We start from the raw sequence: 22,574 nt of genomic DNA, 5'->3' as shown, positions 1-22,574 counted from the left end.
GCCTGGAGCGGGTTTTTCACGCCAGCGAAGAACGACGTCCCGGACGCATTGTTGCCCACGAGCCCTGTGCATCGATACCGCGAAGCGCACCCCTGGCGAACAGCTGATCGACACTGCGCTCCCTCACCCCACCGTCGTGCGGGGATTTGACGAATGAAACGAAGGCGTCAATGGGGATCACACCCGCGTCACGGGCTATCCGGTCGGCGCCCAGCACGCCACTGATCATCGAAGGCCCACTCATGCCCATGGTCAGCCTCATGCGTGAGGTCAGCCCCTCCTTGCCCGAACGGCTGCGCTTGGTCGTCCATGCCACCTCCGGAATCAACTGGTTGATCTGAGCATTGGGAGAATATTCCTCCACCAGTTGATCGAGCAGTCGTTTTCCCGTTGCCGAACCCGGCACCGAGGCAATGACCCCGTTGCTGACCGCCGGTGCCTTGGTGTGAATGAAGAAGTCCCCCTCGCCAGGGTCCAGTTCCACGGCCCCCGTGACCGCCACATCCCCGTCCATGTAAAGCCCGCCGTAGGCCACCATGGCGCCGAGCCTGAATGCATCGCTCGCCGCCGCGGGGTTCGCGTAGGCGCCGGAGCGCTCCCGCTCGAAAATGCCCTGGACCTGATGGGCAGACGGATAAATCCGGGAAAGCGCAGCGAACATCTCGTCCGGGGCGCGCCGGGCAATTCCGCTGCCGGAATCCTTGACCAGGTAGCGCTCGGCGGGATCCATGCTGTCCTCCATCGTCATCAGCGCACGGGACCACTGACGCGCGCGCAGGCCCCAGATGTTCACCTGCCAATCCGGATTCATGGTCTTGAACAACAGCATGTTGTAGAGGTTGTCCTCGGGCAGATCGGCACCACTCCAGTAATAATGCGCCACCGCCGGAATGCCCTGGCCGCCGTTTCCGTCGCGCAGGCTGACCGGGTTGTTCGCCACCATGCCGTAGAGGTTCAGCCCGTCCACCTCGCCGAGCGGGTCGGGGTTCAGCCAACGCCCCAGCCAGGGCGCGTAGTAGCGCAGGCCAAAATAGTAGAGCCCGCAGGCATCCCGCTCCTTGCCGCTGAAGCGCCGGCTTTTGTAGCTCGCACTCAACTCGCTGTTGCCCGCCCACAGGGCAGTGCCGCCAAAGGGATAACAGGTTTCCTGGGTGAGCACGCCAGCCTGCTCGTCCACCTCCAGCGCCACCGATCCCAGGTGATCGGCAAACTGATAGCGGATCTGCCCCTCTGGGATGCCTTCGGGGCGCCCTGCCGCCCAATGCAACACCCTGGCGCCCTCGCCAGCGACAATGACCTGACGCTGCTCACCGGTGGCACTGTTGCTGTGCAACTCCAGTCCCGGCAGATAGCGCACTTCGCTCCGACGCGAGCGGCTGGCGCCCTCTGCGCTGGCCAGCTTGCGCACGCGGTTGCCTGCCGCATCGTAGGCATGCCACTCGTCATCGTCGGCACCGCTCTCGCGCCGGATCAGCACCACGCGCTGCAACTGGTTGCGCGGGTTCCACTGCAATGCGGCCACCCCCGGCAGCGCAATGAGATTGCCGCACCCATCGTAGGCCGCATTGATTTCCTGCTCGTCCGGCAGGCTCCCGTCCGGCCGCGAAGGCAATGCCCGATTGCTCGACGCGGCGATCGCCATGCGCAGGCCGGCAGCGCCACTGTGCTGGCGCTGCACCAGGTTGCGCGAAGCGTCGTAGCTGAATCGCTGCTGGTAATTGATGAGTCGCGAAGGGTCCGGGGGCAGATCCAGCAGTGGCGGCAGGCCCGGGCCGTGTTCTGGCCGGTCGACTTCGACGCCCCGGGCTTCGATCAGTTGGTAGAGCGAGTCGTAGACCATCTGCCGCAAGCCGGCCATGCGCTGGTTCCTGGACCAGGAGACCGCCAGGGTGCGGTCTTCGATCTCGAGCACATTGCCCGACGGGTCGTAGCGGTAGTTCAGGTCCTGCAAGGGCCCGCGCCCCGGCAACCGGCAAAGCAGCCGGGTCAGCCTGCCGTCCTGCGGACAGAACGTGCGCTCGGTCAGCACACCATTGCCTGCCCGTTCGCTGATGACCCGGTTCATCGCGTCATATCGAACGGCATCACGCAGCCACTGCGGTTCGTCGTCCGAGGGGCGTTGCAGGGCGAGTGCCCGTGGCGAGCCGGCAAGATCGAGGGCCGTGCACTGGCGATTGCCCCTTGCATCCACACGCAGGAGCACCTCGCCCGTTGCCGCGAACCGGACCTCGCTGACATAGCCCTCTCCCGGCTCCAGCAGCGCCTCGCGCAAGTCCTCGGCCTCGGGCCAGTCAGGCGTCTGCATCGAACTCGCGAAGCGCCGGGCTTGCCGAATCGGCTGCCCGTTCAGGGCATAGCCCTGAGTGAAGACGCTACCGCCGGGATCATCATGGCGCCGCAACCGCCCGCACAGGTTATCGGCGGCACAGGCGGCATCCATGCCGACATATTCCAGGCGCTCGACAGTCTGCGCGGGTTCGTCACCCGCTTGCTCGCAGACACTGACAGGGCGCTGCAACGGGTCATGGGTCGTCCAGCGCCGGTTGCCGCGGCTGTCCCACTGCCCACAGCAGCGCCCCGCCACCGACAGCAGTTGCAGGCGCCAGCCGGCATCATTGCTCTCGCTCAGAAGGGGTTGTCCCGACAGTGAAAAGCCAGTGCTGCGACCCGGTGCTGCGCCAGCGGCCCAGGCCCGCGGATCCCACGCACAGGTATCGCGCCCCAAGGCATCGAGCCCGTGACGGGTGACTCGCCGCTGCGCCGTCTGACCTGGCTCGCTTCGACAATAGGCGACCGAGCGCAGCGTCAATCCCCGAGGATCCACCACGGCGAGGGTTGGCGTGTGAGCATCCAGTGAAGCGGGGCCAGCCATAGCCATCTCCTGACAATACGCCGAGGACGAGCGTGCAGCGCTGCAACTTGCTGCGCAACTGACAAAAATGTCAGGTGCCGGCAATACTCGATCACAGATTGCGCACCACTCATTGCCAATGCCTTCATCAGTTGAAGCAATAGTTCGCGATACAGACTTCTCCTACAAACCAATAGACGACCGCAAACAGCAGCAGGAAAAACTTCCGAACACTATGTTTAAGTTTGCCCACAGAGCAACAGACTCAGGACTACAAAATTTAATAAACACGCCAGCGAAGAAATGCTGCACAGAAAGAATCATGCATTCCGGGACCATCAACACCGGCGTGGCATTCGCTTGAAAATCAGGTGCCTGCGCGGCCCCTGCCAGGCGCCGCCCCTCCCTCGAAACACCTTCTCGACGAGTGAAAGACAAGTCCCGAAAAACGTCGTTCAACTTCACTGCATGAAACGACAGTGAAAATTATTATCACTTAACACCAAACTTACGGCATCCAACAGTAACGCTGAAAACCCTATTCGGGCTTTTCATCTTTTCCAGACATGACATTTACATTTCTTTCTCTTTTCACTTGTTAATTTCCCGCGCCTCGCCAGAACCCGTCATGAAAAAGTTTCTGTTTCGGGTAATGGGCACTTCAAAAGGGAATCAACGATGCACACACCCCGATCGGCGCCGCTGCGCTATCTGCTCCTGCTCACCGCCACCTGGCTGGGGATATTCGTCCTCACCCGCGCCACCCTGCTGTTCACCCATCTGGACGAAGCCGGCCATGCCTACTTCCCGGTGTTCGCCGTCGGCCTGCTCAATGACCTGGTCTTTCTGATCTACGCCGCGCTGCCACTGAGCCTGTTCCTGCTGCTGTGCCCGCAACGCCTGTGGCAATCGCGCTTCAACCGCTGGTTTCTGCAAGGGGTGCTGGCGCTAAGCATCTACGCCATGCTCTTCACCGCCGTGGCCGAGTGGTTGTTCTGGGACGAATTCGGTGTGCGCTTCAACTTCATCGCCGTGGATTACCTGGTCTACTCCGACGAGGTGCTGAACAACATCCTCGAGTCCTATCCCATCGGCCTGCTGCTGAGCATGCTCGGCGTCGTGACGCTGGTGCTCTGCGTGCTGCTGCGCAAAGCCTTCCTGAGTGCCCTGCAGGCACCCTGGCCGACCTTCCGCCAGCGTGCCGCGCAAACGGCTGCAGTCGCCGTACTGGCCCTGCTGTGCGTCCAGTTCGCCGACCAGAACAGCCTGCGTAGCGAGGGCGGCAACACCTACCAGCGTGAATTGGCCAGCAACGGGCCTTACCAGTTCTTCGCCGCGTTCAGGAACAACGAGCTGGACTACCAGCAGTTCTACGGCACCCTGCCTGAAGCGGTGACCGCCGAACAGATCCATGCCGAACTGAGCGAGCCCGGTGTCACCTTCATCGGCAAGGAGCCGCTGGATATCCGCCGCACGGTGAGCAACCCCGGAACGCCGCGCACGCCGAACATCATCCTGGTGACCATCGAAAGCCTCAGCGGCAAATACCTGGGCAGCAACGGCGATGCGCGCAACCTGACGCCGAACCTCGATGCGCTGCGCCAGCAGAGTCTGTACTTCAACAATTTCTACGCCACCGGCACCCGCACCGATCGCGGGCTGGAGGCCATCACCCTGTCGATACCGCCAACCCCGGGCCGCTCGATCGTCAAGCGCATCGGTCGCGAAGGCGGCTTCGCCAGCCTCGGCCAGCAACTGGCCGACGTCGGCTACGACAGCGTGTTCGTCTACGGCGGTCGCGGCTATTTCGACAACATGAACGCCTTCTTCAGCGGCAATGGCTACCGCATCGTCGACCAGAGCAGCGTCGACGAACGCGACATCAGCTTCAAGAACGCCTGGGGCATGTCCGACGAAGACCTGTACCGCCAGGCCGTGAAGCTGGCCGACGCCGACCACGCCAACCAGGTGCCGTTCTTCCTGCAGCTGATGACCACCTCCAACCACCGGCCCTACACCTACCCCGACGGCCGGATCGATATCCCGTCAGGCAATGGCCGTGACGGCGCGGTGAAATACACCGACCATGCCATCGGCCAGTTCCTTGCCGAAGCGCGGAAAAAGCCCTGGTTCGACAACACCCTGTTCATCTTCGTCGCCGACCACACCGCCGGCAGCGCGGGCAAGGAAGACCTGCCGGTGCAGAACTACCAGATCCCGCTGTTCATCTACGCGCCCAAGCTGATCGAACCCCGCGAAGAGAGCAAGCTGGCCAGCCAGATCGACCTGGCCCCGACCCTGCTCGGCCTGCTCAACCTGAGCTACACCTCGACCTTCTTCGGTCGCAACCTGCTGCTGGACGATACACTGCCGCCCCGGGTTTTGATCGGCAACTACCAGCATCTGGGGCTGTTCGATGGCCAGGACCTGGCAATTCTCAGCCCGCGGGGCAGCCTGCGGGTGCACCAGCAGGCGCTGGGAGAGAGCCGGGAACTGCCGGGCGACAGCGACAACCCGCTGGTCAAGCGCGCCATCGCCTACTACGAAAGCGCCAGCTACGGCTTCAAGCAGCGCTTGCTCGACTGGGTACCGGAGAACCATGCGCCGGCCCGTGAGCAGACCGTCGCGGCACCTTGAGCCAAACCACGGCGACCACGTCGAGTGGTCGCCGCTTCAAGCCCGTACCGCGCGCCACACCTTGCCCACACCGCCGACCAGCGCCAGCACCACGGCACCGGCAACGACGCCGACCACGCCACTGAGCAAGGTCGAGGTCAGCGCCCCGCCGCGCCCTTCGCTGAACGCCAGGATCGCCTGATTGAGCGGCTCGACCCCATGCACCAGAATGCCGCCGCCAACCAGGAACATCGCTGCCGTGCCCACCACTGACAGCGTCTTCATCAACCATGGCGCCGAATGCAGGATGCCCTGGCCGATTTTCCGGCCCAGGCCCTTGCGGGTCTCGGTCAGCCACAGGCCCAGATCGTCGAGTTTGACGATGCCCGCCACCAGGCCGTAGACACCGATGGTCATCACCAGCGCAATGCCCGACAGCACGATGATCTGCTGGGTCAGCGGCGCATCGGCAACGGTGCCGAGGGTGATGGCGATGATCTCTGCGGAGAGGATGAAATCGGTGCGGACCGCGCCTTTGATCTTGTCCTTCTCGAAGGCCACCAGGTCTACCGCCGGGTTGGCCGCCGCCTCGCTCAGCGCCGCATGTGCGGCATTCTTGTCCTCGGCCCCGTGGAGAAACTTGTGGGCCAGCTTCTCGAAGCCCTCGAAGCACAGGTAGGCACCGCCAATCATCAGCAGCGGCGTGACCGCCCAGGGAATGAAAGCGCTGATCAGCAGTGCCGCCGGCACCAGGATCAGCTTGTTGACGAACGAGCCCTTGGCCACCGCCCAGACCACCGGCAGTTCCCGCTCCGCACGAACCCCCGTGACCTGCTGCGCATTGAGCGCCAGGTCGTCACCCAGTACACCGGCGGTTTTCTTCGCCGCCACCTTGGTCATCACGGAAACGTCATCGAGTACTGCGGCGATATCGTCGATCAGTAAAAGAAGGCTGCTTCCTGCCATTTGCGTGTATCTCGTGTAAAGGATGGTTACAGAAGGATAGACGGTTGCCTCTGCCGCGCACATCCCGATCCCTTGCCGGACGCTGCCTTGAGCGCCGCGCGAGGCCGGTGCTACCATGCGCCACCGCCTGCCCGGGCCTGCCGCCGGACGGGCCGAGACCAAGGAACAGCGCCAACCATGAGCAGCATTCGCGAGCGCAACAAAGAACTGATCCTGCGCGCGGCCAGTGAAGAATTCGCCGACAAGGGTTTTGCCGCCACCAAGACCAGCGACATCGCGGCCAAGGCCGGCCTGCCCAAGCCCAACGTCTATTACTATTTCAAGTCCAAGGAAAACCTCTACCGCGAGGTGCTCGAGAGCATCATCGAGCCAATCATGCAGGCCTCGACCCCGTTCAATGCCGAGGGTGATCCTGAAGAGGTGCTGAGCGCCTATATCCGCTCGAAAGTGCGTATCTCCCGCGATCTACCGTTTGCGTCGAAGGTATTCGCCAGCGAGATCATGCACGGTGCGCCGCACCTGAGTCCGCGCCAGGTGGAGCAACTGAACGTCCAGGCGCGCCACAACATCGCCTGCATCCAGCGCTGGATCGACAACCGGCAGATCGCCCCGGTCGACCCGCACCACCTGATGTTCAGCATCTGGGCCGCGACCCAGACCTACGCCGACTTCGACTGGCAGATCTCGGTGGTCACCGGCAAGGCCAGGCTGGATGACAGCGACTACGAGGCGGCGACGCAGACCATCATCCGCCTGGTTCTGAAAGGATGTGCGCCGGACAATTGATGTCCGGCTCAATGGCCTCATCGCCGGCAACGCCGGCTCCCACAAGGACTGCGTACACCGCCATACCTTGTGGCTAGCTTTGCCGGCGATGAGGCCAGCAATCACGACACCGCTGTCAGATCAGGCCGCAACCCCCGCATCCGCCCGCAACCCCGCCTCTTCGATCGCACTGATCGCACACTGCTCGTCGATATCCGACGTATCGCCACTGATGCCGATCGCCCCCAGCACCACGCCCGCCTCATCACGAATCAGCACGCCGCCTGGCGCCGGCACCACCGGGCTCTGACCCAGGCCGTTCAACGCCGCGAAGAACGCCGGCCGCTGCTGCGCATCCAGCGCCAGCAAGCGCGAGCCCTTGCCCAGGGCGATCGCGCCCCACGCCTTGCCCATCGCCACCTGAGGACGTAGCAGGCTGGCGCCGTCCTCACGCTGCAGGGTCAGCAGATGGCCACCGGCGTCCAGCACCACCACGGTCAGGGGGGCAGCGGAGATCTTGCGCCCCGCCGCCAGGGCGCCATTCACCAGGCTGACGGCGACTTTCAAGCTCAATGCGTTCATGAAACGGTCCTCTTTTTGTTAGAAGCCCAGGTGGGCAGGTGAAAAACTGATAGACCAAATAGAACACAATGGCGAATATTTTTGTATACAATAATTTGACCGGCGCGACCTTATGCCGCGCCAAGCCCGTTTCTACGGCATTTCTACGAAAGCACCGATCGCCGATGAAAATGGATTGACCAGAGTCGCATCCCGTGAATACACTCTGGCAAAAAGCAGTTTGTATACAATTACAACATCAAAGAGGCACAAAGCCATGAGCAAAATGAGAGCAATCGATGCAGCCGTTCTGGTGATGCGCCGCGAAGGTGTGGAAACCGCGTTTGGCATTCCGGGTGCAGCGATCAACCCGCTGTACTCGGCCCTGAAGAAAGTCGGCGGTATCGATCACGTCCTCGCTCGCCACGTTGAAGGCGCCTCGCACATGGCCGAGGGCTACACCCGCACCAAGGCCGGCAATATCGGCGTGTGCATCGGCACCTCCGGCCCTGCCGGCACCGACATGGTCACCGGCCTGTACAGTGCCTCCGCCGACTCCATCCCGATCCTCTGCATCACTGGCCAGGCCCCTCGCGCCCGCCTGCACAAGGAAGACTTCCAGGCCGTCGACATCACCAGCATCGTCAAGCCGGTGACCAAGTGGGCGACCACCGTTCTGGAACCGGGCCAGGTGCCTTACGCCTTCCAGAAAGCCTTCTATGAAATGCGCACCGGCCGTCCGGGCCCCGTGCTGATCGACCTGCCGTTCGACGTGCAGATGGCCGAGATCGAATTCGACATCGACGCCTACGAACCACTGCCGGTGACCAAGCCCGCTGCCACCCGCGTGCAGGCTGAAAAAGCCCTGGCCCTGCTCAATGACGCCGAGCGTCCGCTGCTGGTGGCCGGTGGCGGCATCATCAACGCCGATGCCAGCGACAAACTGGTCGAGTTCGCCGAACTGACCGGCGTACCGGTCATCCCGACCCTGATGGGCTGGGGCACCATCCCTGACGACCACGAACAGATGGTCGGCATGGTCGGCCTGCAGACCTCGCACCGCTACGGCAACGCCACCCTGCTGAAATCCGACCTGGTGTTCGGTATCGGCAACCGCTGGGCCAACCGTCACACCGGTTCGGTCGATGTCTACACCGAAGGCCGCAAGTTCGTTCACGTCGACATCGAGCCGACCCAGATCGGCCGCGTATTCACCCCTGACCTGGGCATCGTTTCCGACGCCGGCGCCGCCCTGGATGTGTTCCTGGAAGTGGCCCGCGAGTGGAAAGCCGCCGGCAAGCTGAAATGCCGCGGCGAGTGGCTCAAAGACTGCCAGGCGCGCAAATCGAGCCTGCAGCGCAAGACCAACTTCGACAACGTGCCGGTCAAGCCGCAGCGCGTTTACCAGGAAATGAACGAGGTGTTCGGCAAGGACACCACCTACGTGAGCACCATCGGTCTGTCGCAGATCGCCGGCGCGCAGTTCCTGCACGTATACAAGCCACGCCACTGGATCAACTGCGGCCAGGCCGGCCCGCTGGGCTGGACCATTCCGGCAGCACTGGGCGTGGTCAAGGCCGACCCGAGCCGCAAGGTCGTGGCCCTGTCGGGCGACTATGACTTCCAGTTCATGATCGAAGAGCTGGCGGTGGGCGCGCAGTTCAACCTGCCGTACGTCCACGTACTGGTGAACAACGCCTACCTCGGCCTGATCCGCCAGGCGCAGCGTGGCTTCGAGATGGATTACTGTGTTCAACTGGCGTTCGAGAACATCAACAACACCGAGCTGAACGGCTACGGCGTCGATCACGTTGCCGTGGTCGAGGGCCTGGGTTGCAAGGCCCTGCGCGTGTTCAAGCCGGAAGAGATCGCCCCTGCCCTGCTCAAGGCGCAGAAACTGGCCGAAGAACATCGCGTGCCGGTGGTGGTCGAGGTGATTCTCGAGCGCGTCACCAACATTTCCATGGGCACCGAAATCAACGCGGTCAACGAATTCGAAGACCTGGCACTGGTCGGCAACGACGCGCCAACCGCGATTTCGCTGCTCGACTGATCGTCTGTGCGGCCCCGCCCTTCGCGGTGCGGGGCCCAACCCAGCAAGGAGACCACCATGCCACGCTTTGCCGCCAACCTGTCCATGCTGTTCACCGAACAGGACTTCCTGGCCCGTTTCAAGGCCGCCGCCGACGCAGGCTTCAGCGGGGTCGAATACCTGTTCCCGTACGACTTCGAGGCTGCCCAGATCAAGCAGCAGCTCGACGCCCACGGCCTGACCCAGGTGCTGTTCAACCTGCCGGCCGGCGACTGGGCCAAGGGTGATCGTGGCATCACCTGCGACCCGGCCCGGGTCGAAGAATTCCGCGCCGGTGTCGACAAGGCCATCGCCTACGCCAAGGTCCTGGGCAACACCCAGGTCAACGCCCTGGCCGGCATCCGCCCGCAAGGCCCGGACTGCGCCACCGTGCGCAAGACCTTCGTCGAGAACCTGCGTTTCGCTGCCGAGAAGCTGAAGGCCGAGGGCATCAAGCTGGTCATGGAAATGATCAACACCCGCGACATCCCCGGCTTCTACCTGAACACCACCCAACAGGCCCTGGAAATCCAGGCCGAAGTGGGCAGCGACAACCTGTTCCTGCAGTACGACATCTACCACATGCAGATCATGGAAGGTGACCTGGCCCGTACCGTGGAAACCCACCTGGCCAAGATCAACCACATCCAGCTGGCCGACAACCCGGGCCGTCACGAGCCGGGCACTGGCGAGATCAACTACCGCTTCCTGTTCGAGCACCTGGACCGTATCGGCTACCAGGGCTGGGTCGGCGCGGAGTACAAGCCCAAGACCACCACCGAGGAAGGTCTGGGCTGGCTGAAAACCCATAACGCTATCTAAAAAGCACCGCCCTCCCTGTGGGAGCTGGCTTGCCAGCGATGAGGCCCGACCGGGCAACCTCATTGCTGCTGGCGGCCCTATCGCTGGCAAGCCAGCTCCCACGGGTACTGCGTTGCTCCTGACAAAAAAAGAGGCAAATTCTCATGGCTAAAATCGGTTTCATCGGCACCGGCATCATGGGCAAACCAATGGCCCAGAACCTGCAGAAAGCAGGTCACAGCCTGTTCGTCTCCACCCACCACGATGCCGCTCCGGCCGACCTGATCGCCGCGGGTGCCGTGGCCCTGGCCAATCCGAAGGAAGTGGCCCAGGAAGCCGAATTCATCATCGTCATGGTGCCTGACACCCCGCAGGTCGAAAGCGTGCTGTTCGGTGAAAACGGCGTCGCCGAAGGCGTCGGCCCGAACAAGGTGGTGATCGACATGAGCTCGATTTCCCCAACCGCCACCAAAGCCTTCGCCGAGAAGATCAAGGCCACCGGCGCTGCCTACCTCGACGCCCCGGTCTCCGGCGGCGAAGTCGGTGCCAAGGCCGCGACCCTGAGCATCATGGTCGGTGGTTGCCCGAACGCCTTCGAGCGCACCCTGCCGCTGTTCCAGGCCATGGGCAAGAACATCACCCGCGTCGGCGGCAACGGTGACGGCCAGACCGCCAAGGTCGCCAACCAGATCATCGTCGCCCTGAACATCCAGGCTGTCGCCGAAGCCCTGCTGTTCGCCGCCAAGAACGGCGCCGATCCGGCCAAGGTGCGCGAAGCGCTGATGGGCGGCTTCGCCTCGTCGAAGATCCTCGAAGTGCACGGCGAGCGCATGATCAAGGGCACCTTCGATCCAGGCTTCCGCATCAGCCTGCACCAGAAGGACCTGAACCTGGCCCTGCAAGGCGCCAAGGAACTGAACATCAACCTGCCCAACACCTCCAACGCCCAGCAAGTGTTCAGCACCTGCGCCGCGATTGGCGGTTCCAACTGGGACCATTCGGCGCTGATCAAAGGCCTGGAACACATGGCCAACTTCTCGATCCGCGACGAAAACTGAGCTTCAAGCTGCAAGCTTTAAGCTGCAAGACAAAGCAGTCCCGCTTTTTCTTGCGGCTTGTAGCTTAAAGCTTGCGGCTGTGAAGAGCGCCCCTGGGTCGGCCTGCACGGAGGCAGTCCCAGGGGCGTTTTCGATTCTGAAGAACAATAAGATTTGGGAGCCTGAGATGTCGGTCGATCCGCAACAATTCCTCCGCGACCTGTTCGCCACGGCCATCGACGCCGCACACCCGCGTCAGGTCCTTGAAGCCCACCTGCCCAGCGACCGCAGCGGTCGCGTCATCGTCATCGGCGCCGGCAAGGCCGCTGCGGCCATGGCCGAAGTGGTCGAGCGCGCCTGGCAAGGCGAAGTCCGCGGCCTGGTGGTGACCCGCTACGGTCACGGCGCCAGCTGCTCGAAGATCGAAGTGGTCGAAGCCGCCCACCCCGTCCCCGACGCCGCCGGCCTGGCGGTGGCCAAGCGCGTGCTGGAAATGGTCAGCGACCTCACCGAAGAGGACCGGGTGATCTTCCTGCTGTCCGGCGGTGGCTCTGCGCTGCTGGCCCTGCCTGCTGAGGGCCTGACCCTGGCGGACAAGCAACAGATCAACAAGGCACTGCTGAAATCCGGCGCCACCATCGGCGAGATGAACTGTGTGCGCAAGCACCTCTCGGCGATCAAGGGCGGCCGCCTGGCCAAGGCCTGCTGGCCGGCCACCGTCTACACCTATGCGATCTCCGATGTGCCGGGCGACCTCGCCACGGTCATCGCCTCCGGCCCCACCGTGGCCGACCCGAGCACCTCGGCCGAAGCGCTGGCGATCCTCAAGCGCTACAACATCGACGCGCCACAAGCGGTGATCGACTGGCTGAACAACCCTGCCTCGGAAACCGTCAAGGCCGACGACCCGGCCCTGGCCCGCAGCCACTTCCAGTTGATCGCCCGACCGCAGCAGTCCCTCGAAGCGGCAGCGGTGAAAGCCCGCCAGGCCGGTTTCAGCCCGCTGATCCTCGGCGACCTGGAAGGCGAATCGCGGGAAGTGGCCAAGGTACATGCCGGCATCGCCCGCCAGGTGGTGCTGCATGGCCAGCCGCTGCCGGCGCCCTGCGTGATCCTGTCCGGTGGCGAGACCACCGTGACCGTACGCGGCAACGGCCGTGGCGGACGCAACGCCGAGTTCCTACTGAGCCTCACCGAAAGCCTCAAGGGCCTGCCCGGCGTCTACGCCCTGGCCGGTGACACCGACGGCATCGACGGTTCCGAAGACAACGCCGGCGCCATCATGACCCCGGACAGCTACGCCCGCGCCCAGGCGCTGGGACTGTCGGCTTCGGACGAACTGGACAACAACAACGGCTACGGCTACTTCGCCGCGCTGGACTCGCTGATCGTCACCGAGCCGACCCGCACCAACGTCAACGACTTCCGCGCCATCCTCATTCTTGAGACCGCTCAACATGACGCCTGATAAAAAAGCCAAGATCCTCGCCACCCTCGGTCCCGCCACCCAAGGCATCGACGACATCCGCCAACTGGTCGAAGCCGGGGTCAACATCTTCCGCCTCAACTTCAGCCACGGCGAGCATGCCGACCACGCCATGCGCTACCAGTGGATCCGTGAAGTCGAGCAACAACTGAACTACCCGCTGGGCATCCTCATGGACCTGCAGGGGCCGAAGCTGCGGGTCGGCCGCCTGGCCGAAGGCAAGGTGCAACTGCAACGCGGCCAGGCGCTGCGCCTGGACCTGGACACGACGCCCGGCAACGCCGAGCGGGTCAACCTGCCGCACCCGGAAATCATCGCCGCACTGGAGCCGGGCATGGACCTGCTGGTGGACGACGGCCGCCTGCGCCTGCGAGTGACTGCCAAGCACGCCGACGCCATCGACACCACGGTGCTCAACGGCGGCGAGCTGTCCGACCGCAAGGGCGTCAACGTCCCGCAGGCGGTGCTGGACCTCAGCCCGCTGACCGCCAAGGACCGCCGCGACCTGGCGTTCGGCCTGGAGCTGGGTGTGGACTGGGTGGCGCTGTCGTTCGTCCAGCGTCCCGAGGACATCATCGAAGCGCGCCAGCTGATCGGTGACCGCGCCTTCCTGATGGCCAAGATCGAGAAGCCTTCGGCCGTCACCCAACTGCGCGAGATCGCCGAACTGAGCGACGCGATCATGGTGGCCCGTGGCGACCTGGGCGTGGAAGTGCCGGCCGAAAGCGTGCCGCAGATCCAGAAAAACATCATCGCCACCTGCCGCCAGCTGGGCCGGCCGGTTGTCGTCGCCACACAAATGCTGGAGTCCATGCGATTCTCCCCGGCACCGACCCGTGCCGAAGTGACCGACGTGGCCAACGCCGTGGGCGAAGGCGCCGACGCGGTGATGCTGTCGGCGGAAACCGCCTCCGGTGACTACCCGCTCGAAGCGGTGCAGATGATGAGCAAGATCATCCGCCAGGTCGAAGGCGGCCCGGACTACCAGGCCCAGCTCGACGTGGGCCGGCCGCAGGCCGAGGCCACGGTGTCGGACGCCATCAGCTGCGCCATCCGTCGTATCAGCGGCATCCTGCCGGTGGCCGTGCTGGTGAACTACAGCGAATCGGGCAACTCGACCCTGCGCACCTCCCGCGAGCGGCCACGGGCACCGATCCTCAACCTGACCCCGAACCTGGTGACGGCCCGTCGCCTGAGCGTGGTCTGGGGCGTGCATTCGGTGGTCAACGACCGTCTGCGCCAGGTCGACGAGGTGTGCTCCACTGCACTGGAAATCGCCCAGGCCCAGGGCATGGCCAACCGTGGCGACACCCTGCTGATCACCGCCGGTGTGCCTTTCGGCCAGCCGGGATCGACTAACTCGCTGCGTATCGAAACCCTGCTTTGACGTTTTCGCGGGGCAAGCCCGCGGTCATCGATTCATCCGCGTGAATCCGTGACCAGAAGCTTGCTCCGCGATCCAGGGCCATAAAAAAGAAACACCCTAACCCGTGGGAAAACATTCGCCCAAAGAGGCGCCCCACTTCACTCAGACCTACTGCCATGTACACCAAAAATCTAGTCAACCCGTGCCCCGACTGGGCAACCGCGCTACTCAACGGTTTCAGTCAGGTGCTGCTGCAGCGCAACCCGCTGTGCGGCCTGTGCTGCCTGCTGGCCATCCTTCTCACCGCCCCGCACCTGATCGGTGGCGCGCTGCTGGGCGCGCTCTCCGGGCTGTTGGTCGCGCAACGTCGCGGCTACGACCGCACCGACCGCCAGGCCGGGCTCTACAGCTACAACGGCGTGCTGATCGGCCTGCTGTTCAGTTACCTGCTGCCGTGGTCGCCACTGCTCCTGCCGCTGATCATCGCCGCCGCCGGGCTGAGCAGCATGCTGGTGCACCAGTGGCTCAAGCGGGGTGGCTCGGTGCTGTTGCCGGCCTACACCCTGCCGTTCGTCCTGGCCGGCTGGGCCCTGCTGCTGATCGCCGACCCGGCGGCCCAGGCCAATGGCCCGGTGCAGGCCAGCCCGCTGGATGCGCTGGCCCGTGGCCTGGGCCAGATCTTCCTGCTCGACCAGCCGCTGGCCGGCTTGCTGATTGCCCTCGGGTTGCTGTTGGCGGACCGCTATGCGGCGGCCTGGGCCTTCGTGGGTGCGGCGGTCGGCGCCAGCGTGGCGCTGATCGGCGGCGAAGCGACGGCGGCCTACATGGGCCTGTACGGCTTCAATGCCGCCCTCGCCGCCCTCGCCTTCAGCGGCACCCGCGCGCAACCATGGAAACCGCTGCTGGCGATCGTCCTGGCGATCGCGGTGCAGCCGCTGTTCAACCTGCTGCCGGTTCCGGGGCTGACGGCGCCGTTCATCGTCGCGTGCTGGATGGTGCGGCTGGGTGTGCAGGGCCGCTCTATCCAAGGCTGACGCATAACCCTGTGGGAGCGGCGATCTGGCGATCCCACAGGGTCCGCTGTCGGCTTTGCCGACTTGCACAACCGCCGGATCTGACCCTAGGCTTCCCAGCACTACCCGCCTGGAACCACACTCCCCATGGAAAACCCGCAGAGCCTGCGCGAAAGGCTCTATGTCATCGTCTTTCAAACCGATACCGTCGCCGGACGGCGTTTCGATAAAGTCCTGCTGCTGATCATCCTCGCCAGCCTGGTCACCGTGATCCTCGACAGCATCGACGAGGTGCACCAGAGCTACGCCGGCCTGCTCGCCGGAATAGAGTGGGGCTTCACCGCGATCTTCCTCGTCGAATACCTGCTGCGCCTGTACTGCTCGCCCAAGCCGCTGCGCTACGCCTTCAGTTTCTACGGCCTGGTGGACCTGCTGGCGATCGTGCCGGGGATCATCGCCCTGTACTACAGCGATGCCCAGTACCTGTTGATCATCCGGGTCATCCGCATGCTGCGGATCTTCCGCGTGCTCAAACTCAGCCCTTACCTCAAGCAGGCCCACTATCTGCTCGACGCCCTGCGCGGCAGCAAGCAGAAGATCATCGTCTTCCTGGTCAGCGTCTCGACCCTGGTGACGGTGTTCGGCACCCTGATGTACGTGGTCGAGGGCCCGGAACACGGTTTCACCAGCATCCCCAAGGGCATCTACTGGGCCATCGTCACCCTGACCACCGTGGGCTTCGGCGATATCGTGCCGAAGACCCCGCTGGGCCAGGTGATTTCCTCGCTGGTGATGATCACCGGCTACTCGATCATCGCCGTGCCCACGGGTATCTTTACCGCGGAACTGGCCAACGCCATGCGCGGCGAGCAACTGCGCCACGACTGCCCGGTCTGCCGCAAGCCTCACCACGAGTACGGTGCGGCCTTTTGCTCCCGCTGTGGCAATGCGTTGTTCAAGAAACTGGAATAAGTACAGAGCCTTTTAATCTTTTTGCGCCTAAGGCCCATTGGCTATAGTCGCTGGCACAATGCCTCCAACCAACTCCAACAAGGAATGCACAGTGAAAAAACTCTTTGGTGCCTCGCTGCTGGCCGCAAGCCTCGCCGTGGGCAGTTTCGCCCAGGCGGCCCCGGCTCCGCTGCTGAACGTCTCCTATGACGTGATGCGCGACTTCTACAAGGACTACAACGCCGCCTTCCAGAAGCACTGGGAAGCCGAGCACAAAGAGAAGATCACCGTGCAGATGTCGTTTGGCGGTTCGAGCAAGCAGGCGCGCTCGGTGATCGATGGCCTGCCGGCCGATGTGATCACCATGAACATGGCCACCGACATCAATGCCCTGGCCGACAACGGTGAGTTGGTGCCGAAAGACTGGGTCACCCGCCTGCCGAACAACAGCGCTCCCTTCACCTCGGCCACCGTGTTCATCGTCCGCAAGGGCAACCCGAAAGCCCTGAAAGACTGGCCTGACCTGCTCAAGGATGGCGTCCAGGTGATCGTGCCCAACCCCAAGACCTCGGGTAACGGCCGCTACACCTACCTTTCGGCCTGGGGCTACGTGCTGAAGACCGGCGGCGATGAAGCCAAGGCCAAGGACTTCGTCGGCAAGCTGTTCAAGCAGGCACCGGTGCTGGATACCGGTGGCCGCGCCGCCACCACCACCTTCATGACCAACCAGATCGGCGACGTGCTGGTGACCTTCGAGAACGAAGCCGAAATGATCGCCCGCGAGTTCGGTCGCGACCAGTTCGAAGTCATCTACCCGAGCGTGTCCGCCGAGGCCGAGCCGCCGGTGAGCGTGGTGGACAAGGTCGTCGACAAGAAAGGCAGCCGCGCCACCGCCGAGGAATACCTCAAGTACCTGTGGTCGCCAGAGGCCCAGGAAATCGCTGCGGCCAACTACCTGCGCCCGCGTGACGAAAAAGTCCTGGCCAAGTACACCGACCGCTTCCCGAAAGTCGACTTCCTCTCGGTCGAGAAGACCTTCGGTGACTGGCGCACCGTGCAGAAGACCCACTTCAACGACGGTGGCATCTTCGACCAGATCTATACCGGCAAGTAAGCATTAACCGGGGCCTGTCTCAGGGGCCCCATCGCCGGCAACGCCGGCTCTCATCAAACAAATCCCAACCCATTGATTTTTAATCATAAAAATCAAGCCGCGACCAGCTGCAATCCCAATTTCCGGGCTTTGCGTTGCAAAGCCCGGAGCTGGCGATCCTGGCTTCTGGCTTCGAATTCAGCCAGCCCTTGCTCCACATAGGCCTTCTTTTTGGTCAGCATCAAGTAGATCAGTCGTGCGAGCTGATGCGCCGTTGCCTTGATCGCACAGCTCGTATCCATGCGCGTCAGCCTTGCTCTGTGCGAAGCGCCGATAAACCCTTTGTCGTTTCGTGCGTTTGAAGCGGCTTGCTTCAAGGCTTGCCCCGCATGGTTGTGAATCTTGGGTCCAGCGCCGGATAAGGATTTTCCGCCCGATATGCGCGTAGGCGGAGCAAGGCCGAGCCAGGAACAAAAGTGCTGTGACGACGGGAAGCGGGAAAGATCAGCGCCGACTTCACTGGCAATGACTAGCGCAGTGTCGACACCAATGGTCGGAATGGCGGTCAGATCCACGCCCATCACCCGGCATAGTGCTTGATGCAATTGAGTTTGCTGTGCCGCTGTGCGATGCGGGCTACGCAAAGTCTTTTGGGGCTTGGGTGGGGAAACATCCAATACCGGCATCTGGTCTATCACCTCGACAATAGCTTCGTCGCATTCGGCGATCTGTTTTTCCAGAAAGTCGTAAAGCGCCAACTCCAGCTTCAATGCCGTCAGGTGCTCCTTGCGCCAATTGCCGAGCAAGCTACGCGCTATGGTTTCCTGGCTTGCCTTGATGCGTGGGTCGCTCAAGCTGGCGAGTACGTACGGATCGCGCTCACCCTTATTGATAGCACGCAGGATTTTCATCCCAGTGACGCCGGAAATGTCGCTGATGACATTGGCCAGTTGAATATTCATCTGGGCCAAGGCTTTCTGGATCCGGTTCAGGGTCTTCGCTTGATCACGAACCTTGTGACTTCGCTGCCTGAACAAGGATCGCGCGACACATGTCAGGTCATCGGGTCGGAAAGCACTGCGCAGGAGCCCATAAGACATCAACTGCAAGATCCATTGGCAATCCATCACGTCAGACTTACGGCCTGTAATCTGTCGGGTTGACCGTGCATTGACGAGACGAACATCAAAACCTCGCGCATCGAGGATTTCGTAAATGGGGATCCAGTAAACGCCTGTCGACTCCATGGCTACGACCTTGATATTCAAGCTCTCCAGCCAGTCGGCAAGCTTATGAAGGTCGTCAGTGAAGGTCGCGAACTTGCGGACGGGCTTGTCATGCCTGTCATCAACTGCAACGAAGTGCTCCCGGCTGCCGATATCAATCCCGGCACAGTCGGTGTGGACAAGGGTGAGGTGTTGCTTGGAGGGCTTGCGTGCCATGGTCAATCCTCGCAGGATAAGGGGCGCGCGGGGCACACGGTGGCGAAAGGGGTTCACTCTCTCATACGTGGTCACAGCTGATTTTTCAGCTGATGCCGACAGGGACTTCACGCCGATACCGTGGCGGACCACTCTCCCACTCGGGTGTGCTGACACACACCAGTGCTGGTTACGGTCTCTGTCCCGCGCGTACTGAACCTAACAAAGCAAAAGGCGGTTGGCCCTATCGGGCCAACCGCCTTTTGTCTTTAGATGTAAGCGGCACCGCGTAACTGGCGTCGTACGCTTCATGTTTGCTGCGCGACAGCGCGGCGCCGGGGCGGCGGGCGGACTCCCACAGGGTTTGCATACACCGATCCACCCTGTGGGAGCTGGCCTTGCCAGCGATTGGACCGCAACGCGGTCCCCTGCGCAAAATCCCTCGCAGCAATCTCCCACCGATCATTGTCTACCCTTTCCGTCACCCCACGGCCAAAGGAGTACCCCGTGATCCGATCCGTACTCGTGCTGCTGTTCTGCGCCCTGCTCGGTACTTCCGCGCTGGCCGCCGGGCCGCTGTCGACCCTCACCGAAGAAAAGCCCGCCGAACCGGAACCGGTGGTCCAGGGCGGTCTGCTCGGCACCCTGGCCAGTGGCCTCGACGACGTCTCCCAGGAACTCGATATCGACCATCACCTCCTGGAGAACTGGCGCCTGCGCACCGACCGCGCCGCCAGGGAGGCCAATCAACTGGTCGCCCGCCACGACGCCGGCGACCTGATGGAAATCACCTGCGACTTCCTGATCCTCACCGTCACCTGGGCCGCAACCTTCGCCCTGCTCTGCTACCTCGGCCGCCTCGCCGCCCGCGCCAGCCAGCGCACTCGCCTGCTGCGCGAACGGCTCCGCCCACAAAAACTGCTCGCCTACCTGCTGCCCTTCACCGTACCGGCACTGGCGAGCCTGCCCGCCGCGCTGTTCGTCGCCCGCCAGCTTGACCCGTCGGTGGGCCGCGCGCTGGGCATGAGCCTGGCCTACGCCACCACCAGCGGTATTTTCTCCACCACTATCATCCTGTGCCTGATCACCCTGTTCGATGTCGGCCACAAGCGCACCGCGGTACGCATCATCCGCGAAGCAGCGCCACGGCCCTTGTTCCTGATCGGTTTTCTCGCGGCCTGGAGCGATGCCCTGACCAGCCCGCAGATCTCGCGCCAGCTGGGCGGCAACCTGACCAGCAGTATCGCCGTGATCACCGGCCTGCTGGCGACCCTGGCCTTCGCCATCGTGGTGCTGCGCTCGCGCCGCCCGGTGGCGCACCTGATCCGCAACCGCAGCCTCAAGGACCGTCTGCAGCACCGCGCCGTGCAGGAAACCCTGCGGATCTTCTCGGCGATCTGGTACCTGCCGATTCTGATGATGATCCTGGTCTCGGGGATCAACCTGATCGGCGCCGGCGAGGAAAGCCAGCGCGCCCTGCAGAAGGCCCTGCTCACCACGGTCCTGCTGATCGGCACGGTGTTTCTCAGCATCACCCTGCAGCATTTCCTCAATCCGCCGCGCAAGCCGGAACAACGCCTGCGGCCCTACAAGGAGCTGCTCTACAGCCTCGCCCACGCCCTGTTGCGCATTGCCATGGCGGTGGCCTTCATCGAGCTGCTCGGGCGCATCTGGGGCTTCTCGGTACTCGACTTCGCCCTGCGCAACAGCTTCGGCCGGGCGATCAGCGATTCGCTGAGCAGCATCGGCCTGATCCTGCTGGTGACCTGGCTGTTGTGGGTGGTGATCGACACCGCGATCCAGGAAGCGCTCAAGCCGACGCCGGGACGGCGCAACACCCGCCAGCCGAGCACCCGCACGCGGACCATCCTGCCGATGCTGCGCAATGCCACCAAGGTGGTGCTGGTGGTGATCTGCACCATCACCACCATGGCCAACCTCGGGATCAACGTCGCCCCCTTCCTCGCCGGTGCCGGGGTGGTGGGCCTGGCGATCGGCTTCGGTTCGCAGCAACTGGTGCAGGACGTGATCACCGGGCTGTTCATCCTCATCGAAGACACCATCGCCATCGGCGACTGGGTGGTGCTCGACTCCGGGCATGCCGGCACGGTGGAGAGCCTGACCATCCGTACCCTGCGCCTGCGGGACGGCAAAGGCTTCGTGCATTCGGTACCGTTCGGCCAGATCAAGGCGGTCACCAACCAGTCGCGGCAGTTCGCCTATGCCTTCTTCTCGGTGCAGTTCAGCTACGAGACGGATGTAGATGCCGCGCTGAAACTGATCCGCGAGGTGGGTCAGTCCATCAGCGAAGACCCGATCCTGCGGCACAACCTGCAAGGCCCGTTGCAGGTGTTCGGGGTGGACAGCATGAACCTCAACGGCATGACCCTGACCGCGCAGTTCCGTACCACCTCGGGCGGGCAGTATGCGGTGAACCGGGCGTTCAACGAGCGCTTGAAGAAGCGGGTGGACCAGACGGATGACGTGAGTTTTGCGCAGTACAGTCCGGTGCCGGCCGCTCAGTGATTGTGGGTGGATTCGAGGGCCTCATCGCCGGCAAGACCGGCTCCCACAGTGTGGGATACGCGTGGGAGCCGGCGTTGCCGGCGATGAGGCCCTGAAGCTCAGCGGAAAACCAGCGCCTTCAACCCACCCTCGGCATCCACATCCGGAAACTCCGGAGCATTCTCCAGCCGCTCGACAAATGTCAGCCCCGGCGCCTGCTCCGCCATCCCCTCGATCAGGAACCCGGCGCCGATCCCCGGATCGTTGACGCACGCCAGCACCGTACCGCCCTCGGCCAGTAGCTCCGGCAGGCGCCGCAGGATCTTCGCGTAGTCCTGGGTCAGGGCGAAGCTGCCTTTCTGGAAACTGGGCGGGTCAATGATGATCAGGTCATAAGGCGCCGACTTGCGCACCTTGCCCCAGGACTTGAACAACTCATGCCCGAGAAACCCGACCCGGCTCAGGTCGTGCCCATTGAGCCGGTGGTTGTCGCGCCCGCGCGACAACGCCGCCTTCGACATGTCGAGGTTGATCACCTGCTGCGCACCACCGGCAATCGCCGCCACCGAAAAACCGCAGGTGTAGGCGAACAGGTTGAGCACTCGCTGGCCCGCCGCCTGCTCGCGGACCCAGCGGCGTCCGTAGCGCATGTCGAGGAACAGGCCGTTGTTCTGTTTCTGTCCCAGATCGAGCTGGTAACGCAGGCCGTCTTCGACGATCACCTTGTGCACGCACGGCTCGCCCAGCAGCCACTGGCCGGGGCTGTCCGGCAGGTAGCGGTGCTGGATGTGAATCGCTGCACCAGGCCAGGCCTCGCTCGCCGCCAGGCTGCGCAGCATCGCCTCCAGTTCCGCCAGCTGCCCTTCGGGCGGCTCGCGGAACAGCGCCACCAGTAGCACGTCCTGCAACCAGTCGACGGTGATCTGCTCAAGCCCGGGCCAGCAGCGCCCGCGGCCATGAAACAGCCGCCGGGTCTCGATCGGCGGCGGATTCAGGGCGGCGAGCAGGTGTTGATGAAGGGTTTCGATAGCAGCGGTCATGGCGAAAGTCGTCGAGCTAAAGCCGCGTATT

The 22,574-nt window shown here is 63.4% G+C and carries 16 protein-coding genes; 11 read left to right on the top strand and 5 right to left on the bottom strand.

All coding sequences use genetic code 11. The features are described 5' to 3' along the window. Window positions 1-16: 16 nt before the first annotated feature. Entirely contained in the window at window positions 17-2,872 is a 2,856-nt protein-coding gene (locus AC05QJ_RS10905; protein ID WP_476746867.1) for an RHS repeat-associated core domain-containing protein, read from the bottom strand. A gap of 657 nt (window positions 2,873-3,529) precedes the next feature. Between AC05QJ_RS10905 and AC05QJ_RS10900 the strand changes: the two genes are divergently transcribed. Continuing rightward, window positions 3,530-5,488 (top strand): LTA synthase family protein, encoded by a 1,959-nt coding sequence (locus tag AC05QJ_RS10900; protein ID WP_476746866.1) that lies wholly within the window; start codon window positions 3,530-3,532, stop codon window positions 5,486-5,488. A 36-nt stretch (window positions 5,489-5,524) separates the two neighbouring features. Here AC05QJ_RS10900 and AC05QJ_RS10895 read toward each other — a convergent pair whose 3' ends face one another. Next, window positions 5,525-6,433 (bottom strand): DUF808 domain-containing protein, encoded by a 909-nt coding sequence (locus AC05QJ_RS10895; RefSeq protein ID WP_476746865.1) that lies wholly within the window; start codon window positions 6,431-6,433, stop codon window positions 5,525-5,527. Between the two features lie 177 nt (window positions 6,434-6,610). Between AC05QJ_RS10895 and AC05QJ_RS10890 the strand changes: the two genes are divergently transcribed. Then, complete coding sequence (locus AC05QJ_RS10890) at window positions 6,611-7,219, top strand: TetR/AcrR family transcriptional regulator (protein WP_476746864.1); 609 nt, start codon at window positions 6,611-6,613, stop codon at window positions 7,217-7,219. Window positions 7,220-7,339: 120 nt separating this feature from the next. Here AC05QJ_RS10890 and AC05QJ_RS10885 read toward each other — a convergent pair whose 3' ends face one another. Then, the gene (locus tag AC05QJ_RS10885; RefSeq protein WP_476746863.1) at window positions 7,340-7,780 is read right to left on the bottom strand and encodes a GlcG/HbpS family heme-binding protein; all 441 of its coding nucleotides are present in this window, start codon (window positions 7,778-7,780) and stop codon (window positions 7,340-7,342) included. Window positions 7,781-8,036: 256 nt separating this feature from the next. On the opposite strand from AC05QJ_RS10885, the gene gcl reads away from it, so the two are divergent. The 8 genes from gcl to AC05QJ_RS10845 all read left to right on the top strand — a co-directional run bounded on the left by gcl (window position 8,037) and on the right by AC05QJ_RS10845 (window position 17,598). Then, a complete protein-coding gene (gene gcl, locus AC05QJ_RS10880) occupies window positions 8,037-9,812 on the top strand; it encodes a glyoxylate carboligase (protein ID WP_476746862.1) in 1,776 nt (591 codons plus the stop codon). Between the two features lie 57 nt (window positions 9,813-9,869). Further along, window positions 9,870-10,652: a hydroxypyruvate isomerase gene (hyi, locus tag AC05QJ_RS10875; RefSeq protein ID WP_476746861.1), complete on the top strand. Its 783-nt coding sequence runs from the start codon at window positions 9,870-9,872 to the stop codon at window positions 10,650-10,652. A 143-nt stretch (window positions 10,653-10,795) separates the two neighbouring features. Next, window positions 10,796-11,689 (top strand): 2-hydroxy-3-oxopropionate reductase, encoded by an 894-nt coding sequence (locus AC05QJ_RS10870; protein WP_476746860.1) that lies wholly within the window; start codon window positions 10,796-10,798, stop codon window positions 11,687-11,689. A 166-nt stretch (window positions 11,690-11,855) separates the two neighbouring features. Next, window positions 11,856-13,136 (top strand): glycerate kinase type-2 family protein, encoded by a 1,281-nt coding sequence (locus tag AC05QJ_RS10865; RefSeq protein ID WP_476746859.1) that lies wholly within the window; start codon window positions 11,856-11,858, stop codon window positions 13,134-13,136. Next, a complete protein-coding gene (gene pyk / locus AC05QJ_RS10860; RefSeq protein ID WP_476746858.1) occupies window positions 13,126-14,541 on the top strand; it encodes a pyruvate kinase in 1,416 nt (471 codons plus the stop codon). Before AC05QJ_RS10865 ends, pyk begins: the two co-directional genes overlap by 11 nt. Window positions 14,542-14,696: 155 nt before the next feature. Beyond that, window positions 14,697-15,554 carry an urea transporter gene (locus AC05QJ_RS10855; RefSeq protein ID WP_476746857.1) on the top strand — a complete coding sequence of 286 codons (858 nt, stop codon included), beginning with the start codon at window positions 14,697-14,699 and terminating at the stop codon, window positions 15,552-15,554. Window positions 15,555-15,680: 126 nt separating this feature from the next. After that, entirely contained in the window at window positions 15,681-16,505 is an 825-nt protein-coding gene (locus AC05QJ_RS10850) for an ion transporter (protein ID WP_476746856.1), read from the top strand. 91 nt (window positions 16,506-16,596) lie between these two features. Continuing rightward, entirely contained in the window at window positions 16,597-17,598 is a 1,002-nt protein-coding gene (locus AC05QJ_RS10845) for a sulfate ABC transporter substrate-binding protein (RefSeq protein ID WP_476746855.1), read from the top strand. A 92-nt stretch (window positions 17,599-17,690) separates the two neighbouring features. Here AC05QJ_RS10845 and AC05QJ_RS10840 read toward each other — a convergent pair whose 3' ends face one another. After that, entirely contained in the window at window positions 17,691-19,019 is a 1,329-nt protein-coding gene (locus AC05QJ_RS10840) for an IS110 family RNA-guided transposase (RefSeq protein WP_476745423.1), read from the bottom strand. A gap of 486 nt (window positions 19,020-19,505) precedes the next feature. Here AC05QJ_RS10840 and AC05QJ_RS10835 point away from each other — a divergent pair, with 486 nt between their 5' ends. Continuing rightward, complete coding sequence (locus AC05QJ_RS10835) at window positions 19,506-21,524, top strand: mechanosensitive ion channel family protein (RefSeq protein WP_476746854.1); 2,019 nt, start codon at window positions 19,506-19,508, stop codon at window positions 21,522-21,524. Between the two features lie 98 nt (window positions 21,525-21,622). Here the strand turns inward: AC05QJ_RS10835 and AC05QJ_RS10830 are convergent, their stop codons facing one another. Beyond that, window positions 21,623-22,543, bottom strand: a complete 921-nt coding sequence (locus tag AC05QJ_RS10830; protein ID WP_476746853.1) for a class I SAM-dependent methyltransferase — start codon at window positions 22,541-22,543, stop codon at window positions 21,623-21,625. Between the last annotated feature and the right edge of the window lie 31 nt (window positions 22,544-22,574).

This window comes from Pseudomonas sp. TUM25319, from assembly GCF_056388475.1.
The sequence above is the reverse complement of the archived record's forward strand: the minus strand, read 5'-3'. Positions and strand labels throughout refer to the sequence as shown.

What these genes read in the sequence shown, in the direction of transcription:
- AC05QJ_RS10905 (WP_476746867.1), bottom strand. Translation starts at nt 2,872, where the DNA reads ATGGCTGGCCCCGCTTCACTGGATGCTCACACGCCAACCCTCGCCGTG.
- AC05QJ_RS10900 (WP_476746866.1), top strand. Translation starts at nt 3,530, where the DNA reads ATGCACACACCCCGATCGGCGCCGCTGCGCTATCTGCTCCTGCTCACC.
- AC05QJ_RS10895 (WP_476746865.1), bottom strand. Translation starts at nt 6,433, where the DNA reads ATGGCAGGAAGCAGCCTTCTTTTACTGATCGACGATATCGCCGCAGTA.
- AC05QJ_RS10890 (WP_476746864.1), top strand. Translation starts at nt 6,611, where the DNA reads ATGAGCAGCATTCGCGAGCGCAACAAAGAACTGATCCTGCGCGCGGCC.
- AC05QJ_RS10885 (WP_476746863.1), bottom strand. Translation starts at nt 7,780, where the DNA reads ATGAACGCATTGAGCTTGAAAGTCGCCGTCAGCCTGGTGAATGGCGCC.
- gcl (WP_476746862.1), top strand. Translation starts at nt 8,037, where the DNA reads ATGAGCAAAATGAGAGCAATCGATGCAGCCGTTCTGGTGATGCGCCGC.
- hyi (WP_476746861.1), top strand. Translation starts at nt 9,870, where the DNA reads ATGCCACGCTTTGCCGCCAACCTGTCCATGCTGTTCACCGAACAGGAC.
- AC05QJ_RS10870 (WP_476746860.1), top strand. Translation starts at nt 10,796, where the DNA reads ATGGCTAAAATCGGTTTCATCGGCACCGGCATCATGGGCAAACCAATG.
- AC05QJ_RS10865 (WP_476746859.1), top strand. Translation starts at nt 11,856, where the DNA reads ATGTCGGTCGATCCGCAACAATTCCTCCGCGACCTGTTCGCCACGGCC.
- pyk (WP_476746858.1), top strand. Translation starts at nt 13,126, where the DNA reads ATGACGCCTGATAAAAAAGCCAAGATCCTCGCCACCCTCGGTCCCGCC.
- AC05QJ_RS10855 (WP_476746857.1), top strand. Translation starts at nt 14,697, where the DNA reads ATGTACACCAAAAATCTAGTCAACCCGTGCCCCGACTGGGCAACCGCG.
- AC05QJ_RS10850 (WP_476746856.1), top strand. Translation starts at nt 15,681, where the DNA reads ATGGAAAACCCGCAGAGCCTGCGCGAAAGGCTCTATGTCATCGTCTTT.
- AC05QJ_RS10840 (WP_476745423.1), bottom strand. Translation starts at nt 19,019, where the DNA reads ATGGCACGCAAGCCCTCCAAGCAACACCTCACCCTTGTCCACACCGAC.
- AC05QJ_RS10830 (WP_476746853.1), bottom strand. Translation starts at nt 22,543, where the DNA reads ATGACCGCTGCTATCGAAACCCTTCATCAACACCTGCTCGCCGCCCTG.